Annotated in this window: 11 protein-coding genes; 4 read left to right on the top strand and 7 right to left on the bottom strand. The window is 70.9% G+C overall.

The annotated features are described in order from the left end of the window. Positions 1-22 precede the first annotated feature (22 nt). Entirely contained in the window at positions 23-874 is an 852-nt protein-coding gene (locus OG241_RS32670; RefSeq protein ID WP_405820401.1) for a helix-turn-helix transcriptional regulator, read from the bottom strand. A gap of 87 nt (positions 875-961) precedes the next feature. On the opposite strand from OG241_RS32670, the gene OG241_RS32675 reads away from it, so the two are divergent. After that, positions 962-1,777, top strand: coding sequence for an SDR family NAD(P)-dependent oxidoreductase (locus OG241_RS32675; RefSeq protein WP_405820403.1), 816 nt, complete (start codon positions 962-964; stop codon positions 1,775-1,777). Between the two features lie 55 nt (positions 1,778-1,832). Here the strand turns inward: OG241_RS32675 and OG241_RS32680 are convergent, their stop codons facing one another. Beyond that, entirely contained in the window at positions 1,833-3,389 is a 1,557-nt protein-coding gene (locus OG241_RS32680; protein ID WP_405820405.1) for a CehA/McbA family metallohydrolase, read from the bottom strand. Between the two features lie 193 nt (positions 3,390-3,582). Here OG241_RS32680 and OG241_RS32685 point away from each other — a divergent pair, with 193 nt between their 5' ends. Beyond that, a complete protein-coding gene (locus OG241_RS32685; RefSeq protein WP_405820407.1) occupies positions 3,583-4,428 on the top strand; it encodes an LLM class F420-dependent oxidoreductase in 846 nt (281 codons plus the stop codon). A gap of 156 nt (positions 4,429-4,584) precedes the next feature. Then, positions 4,585-7,200 (top strand): bifunctional FO biosynthesis protein CofGH, encoded by a 2,616-nt coding sequence (locus OG241_RS32690; RefSeq protein ID WP_405820409.1) that lies wholly within the window; start codon positions 4,585-4,587, stop codon positions 7,198-7,200. Positions 7,201-7,323: 123 nt separating this feature from the next. Here OG241_RS32690 and OG241_RS32695 read toward each other — a convergent pair whose 3' ends face one another. From OG241_RS32695 to OG241_RS32710, 4 genes are all read right to left on the bottom strand, one after another. Next, positions 7,324-7,854, bottom strand: a complete 531-nt coding sequence (locus OG241_RS32695; protein WP_405820411.1) for a hypothetical protein — start codon at positions 7,852-7,854, stop codon at positions 7,324-7,326. 601 nt (positions 7,855-8,455) lie between these two features. Beyond that, positions 8,456-9,460, bottom strand: coding sequence for a CU044_5270 family protein (locus tag OG241_RS32700; protein WP_405826525.1), 1,005 nt, complete (start codon positions 9,458-9,460; stop codon positions 8,456-8,458). A 5-nt stretch (positions 9,461-9,465) separates the two neighbouring features. Further along, a complete protein-coding gene (locus OG241_RS32705; RefSeq protein WP_405820413.1) occupies positions 9,466-10,212 on the bottom strand; it encodes an RNA polymerase sigma factor in 747 nt (248 codons plus the stop codon). A 69-nt stretch (positions 10,213-10,281) separates the two neighbouring features. Continuing rightward, complete coding sequence (locus OG241_RS32710) at positions 10,282-11,337, bottom strand: amidohydrolase family protein (protein WP_405826527.1); 1,056 nt, start codon at positions 11,335-11,337, stop codon at positions 10,282-10,284. Between the two features lie 225 nt (positions 11,338-11,562). On the opposite strand from OG241_RS32710, the gene OG241_RS32715 reads away from it, so the two are divergent. After that, positions 11,563-12,876 (top strand): glycoside hydrolase family 30 beta sandwich domain-containing protein, encoded by a 1,314-nt coding sequence (locus OG241_RS32715; protein WP_405820414.1) that lies wholly within the window; start codon positions 11,563-11,565, stop codon positions 12,874-12,876. A 58-nt stretch (positions 12,877-12,934) separates the two neighbouring features. Here OG241_RS32715 and OG241_RS32720 read toward each other — a convergent pair whose 3' ends face one another. Continuing rightward, positions 12,935-13,072 (bottom strand): hypothetical protein, encoded by a 138-nt coding sequence (locus tag OG241_RS32720; RefSeq protein ID WP_405826927.1) that lies wholly within the window; start codon positions 13,070-13,072, stop codon positions 12,935-12,937. Positions 13,073-13,074 lie beyond the last annotated feature (2 nt).

The following is a 13,074-nucleotide window of genomic DNA, read 5'->3' on the forward strand; positions in this document are numbered from 1 at the left end:
CGTCGTGGCATCGGCCGCGCCGCTAGCGCGGACAGTCGCCGGCCTTGGCTCCCAGTACGTTCAGCAGAGCCAGCGCCTCGGCGCCCGGGGATCCCGCCGGCGCGCTGTAGAGCACGAGGTGCTGGTCGCGGTCCGTGAGCGTGAGTGAGTCGCAGTCGACGGTGATCTCCCCGACGACAGGGTGGCGGAAGGTTTTCGTGAGCACCTGCGCGCTCTGTACGTCGTGCCGTTCCCAGAGTCGGGCGAACTCGGCGCTGGCGTCGCGGAGTTCGTCGACGAGGCCGGTCACCGCAGGGTCCGACGGGTACCGGGCGAGGGTGGATCGCAGGCTCATGACGACGTGGTGGCGGAACTCGGCGGCGTCGGAGATCCCGTACAGCGGCGTGTCGGGTCGCGCCGGTCCGAGGAACGCCCGGCGGGCGAGATTGCGGTCCTCCTCGGCGAGTTCGGCGAAGTCCTCCATGAGCGCGGCCGCGAGATCGTTCCACGCGAGTACCTCGAACGCGGCGGACGTCACGAACGCGGCCGTCTGCGGCAGCCGTTCGAGAAGCGCGAGGATGCTCGGGCGGACGTCGCGCCGGTGCGTCCGGGTGCGGGTCGGCGCGGTACCCGCGAGGACGTGGAGGTGGTCGGACTCGGGGTCGGTGAGCCGCAGCGCGCCCGCGATCCCGGCGAGGACCTCGCCCGACGGCCGTGGCGCCCTGCCCTGTTCGAGCCGGACGTAGTACTCCGTGGAGATGTGCGCGAGGACCGCTGCCTCCTCGCGGCGAAGACCTGGTGTCCGGCGTCGCGGTCCGGAGGGGAGGCCGACGTCCTCCGGCCGGAGCCGCTCGCGACGGCTACGGAGAAACGCCCCGAGCTCCTGCTTGTCCATACCCCAAGTCTGCACGCCGCCCGGCGGCGGATCCTGGTACCGCCTGTGCCTGTATCCGGTCCGGAGACCGGTCCGACACTGTCCGGCATGACGAACAACAACACTGACAGCGCACCCATCGCACCCATCGCACCCAGCGCCCCCATTGGCCTGCTCGCCGGCAAGGTCGTGTTCATCACCGGCGCCAGCCGCGGCATCGGGGCGGCCGCGGCCCGGCTCTTCGCCGCCGAGGGCGCCGCCGTCGTGCTCGCGGCCCGCGGTACGGACGCCCTCGACCGCATCGTCGCCGAGATCCGCGCCGGCGGAGGCGTTGCCGACGCCGTCACCCTGGACCTCGCCGACCGCGCCGGCATCCGCGCTGCGGTCGACCGCGTCGAAGAGCTGCACGGACGGCTCGACGGCGCGTTCAACAACGGTGCGGCGATTCAGCAGACGGTCGGCCCGCTCGATACGACCAGCGACGAGGACATCGACGAGCAGTTCGCCGTGAACTTCCGCTCGCACTGGACCGCCATGACCGCCGAGGCGGCGCTCATGCGGCGGGGCGGCGGCGGGGCGATCGTCAACACCTCGAGCATCGGCAGCCGCCGCGCGAACCCCGCCCTGCCTGCGTACGGCGCCATGAAGCGCGCCCTCAACAGCATCACCGAGACCGCTGCGGTGAACTGGGCCCGCGATGGAATCCGGGTGAACGGCATCACCCCCGGCGGCACCGACACGGAGATGATCGAAGCCTGGGAAGCGGCGACTCCCGGCATCGTCAAGCAGATGACCGCGACGATCCCGCTCGGCCGGATGGCCGAGCCCCGGCAGATCGCCGAGGCAGCGGCGTGGCTGCTCAGCGACCGGGCCTCGTACGTGACCGGCGCGATCCTCCCGGTCGACGGCGGCGCCGGCGCCTGAGAAGGGAGCCCACTCCTGGCGCGGCCGACCAGGAAGAGCGGGCTCCCCGACCCGCCTACCGGCCCAGGAAAATAGGGTTCGTGAACGCCGCCAACGCCCCCGGCAGCGGCGCCATTACGGCCTCGTGCCGCACCTCCGCCCGGACGTACGCCGCGTACTGGGCCGTCGTACGCCACTCCACGACCCCCGCGCCCTCCACCGGCAGCACCGCGCTGGTGAACAGCACGCCCTGGTCGGTGACGAAGCGGACCGTGCAGCGCGGGGCGCCGGAGATCTCCAGGCGGACCGTCACCGGGGCGTCCTTCGCGACCTTCAACCGGCCCCCGATGTCGGCGTGTTCGCCCTTCGGGCCGGACGCCGTGAAGGCGAGGGCGACAGACTTGGACTCGGCGACGTACGAGCGGCCTGCCCGCAACCCGTCCTGGATCGCCTCCCGGGTCAGGTCCTCGGCCAGGACCACCGTCTGCGGGACGCCCACCGGGTCGGGGTCGCGGTGGGCGTCGCTGTTGCCCATGGCCGGAATCCAGTCACGGGAGCCCGAGTGGCCCTCTCGCACCGACGCCACCAGCATGCCGTCCCAGTCCGCGAGGGCCACCTCGTCCTCGGGCGAGTAGGTGCCGTTCCACACCTCCACCGCGTCGGCGTCCGCGAAGCCGAACTTCCAGTTGCAGCCGACGCAGGTGGCGTGCGGGTGGGCCGGGACGACCAGGCCGCCGGCGCGGCGGATCTGGCGGGCGTACTTGCCGAAGCGGTTGTCACGGGCGCGGTAGCGCCAGTCGACGAACGTGCCCGGGTCGGTGCCGAGCGCGACCACGTGACCGTTGCGGGTCGTCACCTCCTCGCCCACCATGATCAGGAGGTCGTCGCCCGCCTGGTCGGCCCAATGGGCGTGCGAGGACTGGGTGTTGTGGTCGGAGGAGTTGATGAAGTCCAGGCCCGCCGCCCGCGCGAGAGCCGCGATCTCGGCCGGGGTGCGGCGGCCGTCCGAGTACCAGGTGTGCAGGTGGCAGTCGCCCCGGTACCAGGCCCGGCCCCGCCCCTTCGCCCGCTCCGGCGGGTAGACCGGGTCGACGACCTCGCCGGGCTCGCCGTAGGTCAGCGTGATGGTGATCTCGTACGCGAGGCCCTGCGGGGAGACCGTGTAGGGGCCCAGTGCGATGTGCCAGGTGCCCGCCTTCACCGGGCCGGGGATGTAGCCGGGCGTGGCGTCGTCCGCGCGGACGAAGAACTCGGTGCGTGCCCCGCCCGACCAGCCCCGGAAGCCCTTGCCGCCCAGTTCGGTGCCGCGCTGGTCGAAGACGCCGATGTCGAGCGCGTTGCCCGCGGTGCCGGCCGGGACGGGCGGGCGTTCGTAGCTGTACGCGACCTTCAACTCCCGTACGCCGGACGGGATTTCGACAGGGAGGTAGACGAAGTCGGGGGAGCCGGTGGGCAGCGTTCCCCGTACCGTCCTGGTCTCCGTGCCGGGGGCCGCCTCGGCCTGGGTGCCGTCGGAGAAGGTCACGCTTCCCAAGGTAAGCGCGGCGGCGGCTCCCGTCACGAAGAGGGCGCGTCTGCCGAGGCCCGTGCCGGAACCGGCCTGGACACCGTGATCGTGGTCGTCTTCGCACATGCCGCTGCTCCCAGGGTGTCGGAGTGTGACGTGGGTGACGCAGTGGTGCTCCGTTCACTCTCGTACCCGTCGGTGAACTCGCGTACAAGACAAGGGAATCGCCATCTTTCGAGCGCGCGGCGCGTACCGGCCGCACGGCAGTGCCGACCGGTCGGTATGGACAGACAAGGCACCGCCCGGTACAGATATGTCCATGCGCCTAGCCGTCACGATCTTCCTCACCGACGAGACGATCACGCCGACCCGACTCGCCCGTGAGCTGGAACAGCGCGGGTTCGCCGGGCTGTATCTGCCCGAGCACACGCACATCCCGGTCGAGCGGACCAGCCCGTACCCGGCGGGCGGCGACCTGCCGCCCGAGTACGGCCGTACGCTCGACCCCTTCGTCGCGCTCGGCCAGGCCGCCGCCGTCACCGAACGGCTCGCCCTCGGCACGGGCATCACGCTCGTCGCCCAGCACGACCCGATCGACCTCGCCAAGCAGATCGCGACCCTGGACCACCTCTCCGGCGGACGCTTCACCCTCGGTCTCGGCTACGGCTGGAACGTCGAGGAGGCCGCCGACCACGGGGTGGAATGGCGTACGCGGCGCGAGCTGACCCGGGACCGGATGGCGCTGATGCGCGCCCTGTGGGCGGACGAACCGACCGCGTACGAGGGCGAGTTCGGGAGTGTGCGGGCCAGCAGCGCGTATCCCAAGCCGGTGCAGAAGGCGCGCGGGCCGGTCGTCGGGCCCCGCACCCTCATCGGTGGCGCGGCCGGGCCGAAACTGTTCGCCCACATCAGCGAGTACGCCGACGGCTGGCTGCCGATCGGCGGGCGCGGTCTGTCCGAGTCACTGCCCGTGCTGCGGTCGGTGTGGGCGGACGCGGGCCGCGACCCGGCCGCGCTCCAGGTCGTCCCGTACGCCGTTCAGCCCACTCCGGGGAAGCTCGCCCACTACGCGGAGCTGGGCATCGAGGAGTGTGTGGTGCAGCTGCCGCCGGCGGGGGAGGCCGAGGTGCTGGGCCTGCTGGACGGGTACGCGGAGTATCTGTAGCCCGGCAGGTTCCACCAGCTTCATCGGCTCCACCAGTTCCACCAGCTTCACCGGTTCCACTGTTGGCGGCCGCCAGTACCGCCCTGTGACGTTCGGCACCCAGAACGGACAGGGCGGTCCTATAGGACCTGATCAAACCGATCGTATGCTCGAAGGATGACGACTCCCGAGATTTCCGGAACCGGCCCCACCGAGCGCCCCGGCGGCGCCACCGGCCCGACCGAGAACTCCATGCGTCGCGCCCTCAAACGCGCCCGGGACGGCGTCGCCCTCGACGTCGGTGAGGCGGCGGTGCTGCTCCAGGCCCGTGGCGAGGCCCTCGACGACCTCACCGCGTCCGCGGCCCGCGTCCGGGACGCCGGCCTGGAGGCCGCGGGCCGCCCCGGCGTCGTCACGTACTCGAAGAGCGTTTTCATCCCCCTGACCCGGCTCTGTCGGGACAAGTGCCACTACTGCACCTTCGTGACCGTCCCCGGCAAGCTCCGCCGGGCCGGACACGGCATGTTCATGTCCCCGGACGAGGTTCTCGACATCGCGCGCAAGGGCGCCGCCCTCGGCTGCAAGGAAGCGCTGATCACCCTCGGCGACAAGCCCGAGGACCGCTGGCCCGAGGCGCGCGAGTGGCTCGACGCGCACGGCTACGACGACACGATCGCGTACGTCCGCGCCATCTCGATCCGCATCCTGGAGGAGACGGGCCTGCTGCCCCACCTCAACCCGGGCGTGATGTCCTGGACGGACTTCCAGCGCCTGAAGCCCGTCGCCCCCTCCATGGGCATGATGCTGGAGACGACGGCCACCCGCCTCTGGTCCGAGCCGGGCGGCCCGCACTACGGCTCCCCGGACAAGGAACCCGCCGTACGGCTGCGGGTGTTGGAGGACGCGGGCCGGTCGTCCGTCCCCTTCACCTCGGGCCTCCTGATCGGCATCGGCGAGACGTACGAGGAGCGCGCGGAGTCCCTCTTCGCCCTCCGCAAGATCTCCCGCGCCTATCACTCCATCCAGGAGCTGATCATCCAGAACTTCCGCGCGAAGCCGGACACCGCGATGCGCGGCATGCCGGACGCGGAACTGGACGAGCTCGTCGCGACGGTGGCGGTGGCCCGCCACATCATGGGCCCGGCGGCCTGCCTCCAGGCCCCGCCCAACCTCGTCGACTCCGAGTACGAGCGGCTGATCGGCGCCGGCATCGACGACTGGGGCGGTGTCTCCCCGCTCACCATCGACCACGTCAATCCGGAACGCCCCTGGCCCCAGATCGAGGAGCTGGCCGCGAAATCGGCGTCCGCCGGCTTCGCGATGCGCGAACGCCTCTGTGTCTACCCGGAGTTCGTCCAGCGCGGCGAACCCTGGCTCGACCCGCGTCTGCTCCCGCACGTACGAGCACTCGCGGACCCGGAGACGGGCCTCGCCCGCGAGGACGCGGTCGTCGAGGGTCACCCGTGGCAGGAGCCGGAGGAGGTGTTCGTCGCGAGCGGCCGTACGGATCTGCACGCGTCCATCGACACCGACGGCCGTACGTCGGACCGGCGCGAGGACTTCGACGAGGTGTACGGCGACTGGGGCGCCCTTCGCGAGGCGGCGGCGCCCGGGATGGTGCCCGAGCGCATCGACACGGACGTACGGCAGGCGCTGCGCACGGCGGCCGACGACCCGACGAAGCTCACCGACGACGAGGCGCTGGCGCTGTTCCACGCGGACGGTCCCGCCCTGGACGCCCTCTGCCAAGTCGCCGACGACGTACGGAAGTCGGCGGTCGGGGACGACGTCACCTACATCGTCACCCGGAACATCAACTTCACCAACGTCTGCTACACCGGCTGCCGTTTCTGCGCCTTCGCGCAGCGCCGTACGGACGCCGACGCGTACACACTCTCCCTGGACCAGGTGGCGGACCGCGCCCAACAGGCCTGGGATCTCGGGGCAGTCGAGGTCTGCATGCAGGGCGGTATCCACCCCGACCTGCCGGGGACGGCGTACTTCGACATCGCGAAGGCGGTGAAGGAACGGGTACCCGGCATGCACGTCCACGCCTTCTCGCCGATGGAGGTGGTGAACGGCGCGACCCGCACCGGGATGTCGATCCGCGAGTGGCTGACGGCCGCGAAGGAAGCCGGTCTCGACACGATCCCCGGCACGGCGGCGGAGATCCTCGACGACGAGGTCCGCTGGGTCCTCACCAAGGGCAAGCTGCCCACGGCCACCTGGATCGAGGTCGTGACGACCGCCCACGAGCTGGGCATCCGCTCCTCGTCCACGATGATGTACGGCCATGTCGACCAGCCCCGCCACTGGCTCGGCCACTTCCGCACCCTGGCCCGCATCCAGCAACAGACGGGCGGCTTCACGGAGTTCGTCACCCTTCCCTTCATCCACACCAACGCCCCGGTCTACCTCGCCGGCATCGCCCGCCCCGGCCCGACGATGCGCGACAACCGGGCGGTCATCGCCATGGCTCGCCTCCTCCTCCACACCCACATCCCCAACATCCAGACCAGCTGGGTGAAGCTGGGCACGGAGGGCGCGGCGGAGATGCTCCGCTCGGGCGCGAACGACCTGGGCGGCACGCTGATGGAGGAGACGATCTCGCGGATGGCGGGGTCGTCGTACGGCTCGTACAAGTCGGTGAAGGACCTGATCGCGGTCGCGGAGGCGGCGGGGCGCCCGGCCAAGCCCCGGACCACCCTCTACGGGGAGGTCGCGGAGGAACGGCAGCAGGCGGCGGCCTTGTCGGACGGGCATCTGCCGGAGTTGTTGCCGGTGCTGGACTGACTACTGACTGGCTCCGTTTTGGGTTCGGCGTCGACGAGTGAGGGGCCGGTCTTCTCCCGGAGGAGAAGACCGGCCCCTACGCGGAGCGGACGGGATCAAGGATCAGGGATCAGGGATCAGGGATCAGCTCAGGCCGAGGTCCGACAGCGCGGTCGTCCAGTCCGTGACGATCGCGTCCTGGGCGTCTGCGAGGGTGACGGTGCCGGCGCAGACGGCTTTCTTGAGCTTGTTCTCGACAGTGTCCTTGTTGGCGGCGGTCTTGGTGCCGTACTGCGGCTCGGGCCAGAGGTTGAGCGCGCTCTTGGGGGAGCCGCCGAGTTCGAGGGGGACGAAGTGGTCCTCCTCGTAGTCCGAGGTGCTGGTGTCCGTGAAGCCGTACTCGACGATCTGCGTCTTCTTCAGCGCGGTGGTGTAGGAGCTGGACGGCCGGACGGTCGCGGTCCATCCGGAGACGCAGATGGTGGAGCCGATGGTGGACTGGGTGACGTCCGGGTTGAAGTCACCGGGCTGGCAGCTGGGGTCGGGGAGGGGAAGGTAGTCCTGGCTGCAGCTCTGCGCGTGGGCGGTGCCGGCTGCGACGGTGAGGCCGGCGGCCGCGAGGGCGAGCGAGGAGAGGGCGGTGACCAGCGAGCGCGAGCGGGATATTCGGGGCATGGAGGATCTCCCGGAGCGGTGCCCGGCAGGAATTCCGGGCGGTCGCGAACATGACAGCACCGGGATCATCTATGCGGGTAGATCCCTTTGCCGGCCGCGGAGACACTTTGTTGAATAATTGAGCACGAGGGGACTGCCGGAGGGCAGGTCATGGGCCGCCCTTGGTTGTCGGCATCGCGCGCCGTCCCGCTGACGGGCACCGCCCGCCGCGCAGCAGGCCACCCTACGAACTACCGTTGCAGCCCGCTTGGTTGGCGCCGGGGTTGCCGGACTACCGTTTACGCCCCGATCGTCGACGGCTGGTGTTCGAGCGCAGCCAGGTCGGCCCGGCGAGTAGTCTCACCGTCGCCGACGTCATGAACGCCATGAAGTCGCCGTGCCGCCGACGACGGCCGCCGTGCCGCCGACGACGGCCGCCGTGCCGCCGACGACGGCCGCCGTGCCGCCGACGACGGCCGCCGTGCCGCCGACGACGGCCGCCGTGCCGCCGACGACGGCGGCGAGCAGGAGGACGCGCTACCGCCTGGGCCCGCCACACGGCCGGTGCTGGAGTCGCCCTCCAGCACCGGCGGTGTCGGCAGCTGTCCCGTTCGGCCAGGCCTCAACTTGCCGGTGTCTCGCCGACCTTGTCGACGATGCCGGTGCCGAGCAAGGCACTCTCGTCCGAGCCCAGGTAGGCCAGGGACTTCTTGTCGAAGACCCAGGTGTCGTGGTCGTCACGGTCCTCGAAGCGCAGGCCGATACCCGGCCGGCCGGACAGGTCCTTGGCGTTGTCGACCACCGAGACGCCCGGGATCTTCGCCGCGGCGCGATAGAGCGCGGCGTTCACCTCGGGCAGTAGCGTCGCGGTGTCGAGCATGTCGCCGATCCGCTCCAGGGCCTGGCCCCGATCGGCCGAGTCGCCGTTCCCGGTATCGGCGTAGATCTTCTTGAGGAGCGCGTCGGGGTCGGTGGGCAGTGCCTCCAACTCGCGGTACGTGGTCACGTTCGGGTCGGCGCTCAGCGTCATGTCCTCCGGGACACCCTTAGGGGCGCGGTCCCCTGGGAGGTTCGGGCCCGACAGCACCGTAATGCGGGCCAGTCCGACGCGCTTGCCGTCGACGGCGATCCAGTCCGCGCGGCGGAAGACCTGGACGCCGCTGTCCGGCACGTCGGTGATCTCCAGCGAGCCCTGGAAGTTGACGTAGACGTACTGGTCGTCACGTACGCTCACCGGCGTCTTCGCGGCGGCCACCGTGGCGATGCGGTTCAGGAGGTCGACGGCCCGCCGATCGGGCTCGGGGGACGAGGACACGACGGTCCCGACGATGACAGCACCGGCGACCACGACGGCCGTGGCCAGCGGTACGGCGATCATGGCGAACCGGCGACGGGGCCGGGGGCGGCGAGTGGGCTCATGCGCGCCGGGGGCAGTCGCCTGGGCGTGCCCCGTCTCCCGCGTCTCTCGCGACTCCTGGATTTCCTGGGTGAACTCTCGCATCAAATGGTCCCTCAGCAGGTCATGGCGGTCGCTCGACAGGACCGGTTCCCCCGGGCTCGGCAGCAACTCGGCCAGTGCCTCGCGCTCCAGGCCCTCTACGCGCTCCACGTGCTGCTCACGCTTCATGGGGTTCACCGGGGGTTCTCCTGTGTCGACCGGGCCGCTTCGGTGCGGCCACCCAGTACCTGTCCGGTACGAGGGGTGAGTCTCGGTTTTTCGTCGAAGGAGCCGGACGCTCGCCTCGCCAACTCCGCCTCCGCCAGGCGCCGAAGCCGTCCCCGGGCCCGGGCGAGCCGCGATCGTACGGTGCTCGCCGGTACGCCGAGGGCCTCGCCCGCCGCCGCGTAGCTCAGCCCCGACCAGACGCACAGCGCGAACACCTCACGCTCAGGTCTACGGAGGCGGCCGAGCGCGGTACGAGCGGCGGCGAGCCGCTCGGCGTCATCCAAACGCCCGACGACACCGTCTGCGAAGTCGGGCACGGTGCCGAGGTCCGCCGGGCGTTCCGGCAGCCGGGCAAGCGCGGCGCTGTGCCGACGGGCGGCCCGGCGGGTGTTGCGCAGCACGTTGGTACTGATGCCGAAGAGCCAGGGCCGCAGCCCACCGTCGCCGAGGGCACCTCCGTCCCCGTCGTCTCCGTTGTTTTCTGCGCCCCCACCTGGGACATCCACGACGTCGAGGGCGGTGTCCCCGGGTCTCAGCTTCTCCCGCAGCCGCCACGCCTCAAGAAAGGTCAGGGACACCACGTCCTCCGCGAGCCCCCGGTCCCCGGTCAGCCGGGCGGCATGGCCGTACACGGCCCTGGCATGCGCCCCGAACAGTTCGGCGAAGGCCTCGGGGTCACCGGCCCGTATCCGGTCACGCAGGGAAAGTTCCACAACCAGCCCTGTCCGCCCGACACTTCCCGTCCCTGTGACGGCGCTCACACCAGTCTGTCCGTCTGTCCGTCAGACGACGACCCGGCCCCGCAGGATGATCCGGCTCGGGCGGACGAGCGCGGATGTGTCTCGTGTCGGATCGGTGTCGTAGGCGACGAGGTCGGCGGGGGCTCCGTCCGCCAGACCGGGCAGGCCGAGCCAGGAGCGCGCCGACCACGAGGCCGCGCCCAGCGCCTCTTCGGCCGGCAGCCCTGCCCGCACGAGCCACTCGACCTCGGAGGCGACGGTGCCGCACGGGAAGCTGTCCGTGCCGGCCAGGACGGTGACACCGGCTTCGTACGCCGCCCGGACGCTGGGCAGCATGCCCTCCCATCCGGCCAGCCACCAGTCCCGGGCGGCGCTCGGCTCGGCGGCCCGCCGCCGCTCGGCACCGGCGCCGAAAACGCTCAACGTCGGGACGTACGCGGTCCCTTGGGCCGCCATCCGGTCGATCAGGCCGGGGTCCAGATGCATTCCGTGCTCCAGGCTGTCGACCCCGGCCAGTACGGCGTTGCGGCAGCCGTCGGCGGTCTGGCAGTGCGCGGCGACCCGGCCGCCGACGGCGTGCACCGCCTCCACGAGAGAGGTGAGAATCTCCAGGGGCAGCGCAGGCGCGTCGTACTTCCAGTCGGCGATGACCTTGCACCACCCCGAGGAAGCCTTGACCTCCTCGACGGCGGCGTCCACCAGGCCGGCCTCGCTCACGTCCCGCCCGAACCCGGGGAAGAACCGGCCGGGCGTGGCCAGCCAACGCCCGGCCGAGCGAACGCGCGGCAACTCCGGATCCTCGTCCACCCAGGCCGGGATACGGGCGGCGGATCCCGGCGTACGCACGAGCAGCACGCCGGCGTCCCGGTGATCGGTGAGGTGCCGGCGTAGCGTCTCGTCGCTGAACGGGTCCTTGACGCCCTCCGCACCAGGGTGGGTGTGGGCGTCGACGAGCCCGGGCAGCAACCAGCCGCCGTCCACGACGAGTTCGGCATCCGAACCCGTCCCCGGAACCGGCTCGGTCCACAACCGGCCCTGGTCGATCCAGAAGGTCCGCTGCTCCCGCTCGGGCAGTACGACACCTCGCACCTTGAGCATCACGGTCGACTGCCCCTCCTGGTTGGTAGCCCACCGGAATCTAGCGGCCCGCTGGACGTGCCCGAAGGGCGGGTGGCCGTCTCCCCGCCGTACCGCCGGGTGTGGTCCACGCAGCCCCGGACCCATGCGTTGAGAATGGCGCGTTGTGGAATCGCTTTTTACCTTTGGGAGCGCTCCCATTGGGATCGAGGCAGTCCGGATCGGAGTAGGCAGCCAGGAGGAGACATGACGCGCAGTCAGAGCGGGCCCGTGAACGGGCGCCAGGGAGCACCGAGCCGTAGGACCGTCCTGGCGACGATGGGGGCCCTGCCGGTCCTCACCTCCGGGGCGTCGGTCGCCGGTGCTTCGAGAGTCGCCGCGGCGACAGTCGCCGCCACGGTGGTCATCGACCCGTCGGCGCGCCGCCAGACGATCCGGGGCTTCGGCGGCATGAACCACACGGCGTGGATCGGCGACCTCACAACTGCCCAGCGGGACACGGCGTTCGGCACGGGAGAGGGACGGCTCGGACTGTCGCTGCTGCGGATCCCGGTCCCCGAGGACCGGGCGGCCTGGAACCGTGACCTGGCGACGGCGAAACGCGCGGCCGAACTCGGGGCGGCCGTCATCGCGTCGCCGTGGAATCCTCCCGCCTCCATGGTCGAGACCTTCGTCCACGGCAGCCAGACCAACGCCCGACGCCTCAGGTACGACATGTACGGCGCCTACGCCCAGCATCTCAACGACTTCACGACCTACCTGCGGAACAACGGCGTGAATCTGTACGGCATTTCGGTGCAGAACGAGCCCGACTACGCGCAGGACTGGACGTGGTGGACGCCTGCGGAAATGGCCCGTTTCCTGCGGGAGAACGCCGGCTCGATCGGCACCAGGGTCATCGCGCCGGAGTCGTTCCAGTACCTGAAGAACATGTCGGACCCGATCCTCAACGACCCGGCGGCACTCGCGAACGTGGACGTGATCGGGGCCCACCTCTACGGCACGCCGTACGCGAACTTCCCCTACCCCCTGTTCAAGCAGAAGGGTGCGGGCAAAGAGCTCTGGATGACCGAGGTCTACTATCCGAACAGCAGCGACTCGGCGGACCTCTGGCCCCAGGCGCTCGACGTGGGGGAGCACATCCATCACGCGATGGTGGACGCCGAGTTCCAGGCGTACATCTGGTGGTACATCCGGCGCGGCTACGGTCCCATGCGCGAGGACGGCGGGATCAGCAAACGCGGCGCCTGCATGGCCCAGTTCGCCAGGTTCGTCCGTCCCGGATACGTGCGGATCGAGGCGACGGCGAAACCGGCGTCGGACGTCTTTGTCTCGGCGTACCGGAGCAGTGGCTCCGCGGTCGTGGTCGTCGCCGTCAACAAGGGGGCCGCCGCGGTGAGTCAGCAGTTCACGCTGGCGAGCGGCACGCTGGCCGGCGTCTCGTCCTGGCTGACCGACGGGAGCAGGAACGTCGCGCCCCAGGGCGCGTCCGGGGCGTCGAACGGCTCCTTCACGGCCACGCTGCCCGGTCGCAGCGTGACGACGTTCGTGACGGGCTGACCGACCCGGAGGCGGGATGAGGCGGGACACTGGCGGCAGACCACGATGGGTTGGGTAGTCAGCGACGGCCGCGGAGTTTGCTCAGCAGGCGCTTGGCCTGGCTTTGTCGACGCGGGTCGGCCGCGGCCCGCCGCGCCTGCTCGATCGCACGACGCCCCTGAGGGCTCTTTGCGAACTGCTTGATCCGTTCGATCATGC

Origin of the sequence: Streptomyces sp. NBC_01390, from assembly GCF_045040105.1 — a bacterium.
Classification (GTDB): Bacteria; Actinomycetota; Actinomycetes; order Streptomycetales; family Streptomycetaceae; genus Streptomyces.

Excerpts from the sequence above, each read along its gene's own strand:
- OG241_RS32670 (WP_405820401.1), bottom strand. The coding sequence starts at position 874 with ATGGACAAGCAGGAGCTCGGGGCGTTTCTCCGTAGCCGTCGCGAGCGG.
- OG241_RS32675 (WP_405820403.1), top strand. The coding sequence starts at position 962 with ATGACGAACAACAACACTGACAGCGCACCCATCGCACCCATCGCACCC.
- OG241_RS32680 (WP_405820405.1), bottom strand. The coding sequence starts at position 3,389 with ATGTGCGAAGACGACCACGATCACGGTGTCCAGGCCGGTTCCGGCACG.
- OG241_RS32685 (WP_405820407.1), top strand. The coding sequence starts at position 3,583 with ATGCGCCTAGCCGTCACGATCTTCCTCACCGACGAGACGATCACGCCG.
- OG241_RS32690 (WP_405820409.1), top strand. The coding sequence starts at position 4,585 with ATGACGACTCCCGAGATTTCCGGAACCGGCCCCACCGAGCGCCCCGGC.
- OG241_RS32695 (WP_405820411.1), bottom strand. The coding sequence starts at position 7,854 with ATGCCCCGAATATCCCGCTCGCGCTCGCTGGTCACCGCCCTCTCCTCG.
- OG241_RS32700 (WP_405826525.1), bottom strand. The coding sequence starts at position 9,460 with ATGAAGCGTGAGCAGCACGTGGAGCGCGTAGAGGGCCTGGAGCGCGAG.
- OG241_RS32710 (WP_405826527.1), bottom strand. The coding sequence starts at position 11,337 with ATGCTCAAGGTGCGAGGTGTCGTACTGCCCGAGCGGGAGCAGCGGACC.
- OG241_RS32715 (WP_405820414.1), top strand. The coding sequence starts at position 11,563 with ATGACGCGCAGTCAGAGCGGGCCCGTGAACGGGCGCCAGGGAGCACCG.
- OG241_RS32720 (WP_405826927.1), bottom strand. The coding sequence starts at position 13,072 with ATGATCGAACGGATCAAGCAGTTCGCAAAGAGCCCTCAGGGGCGTCGT.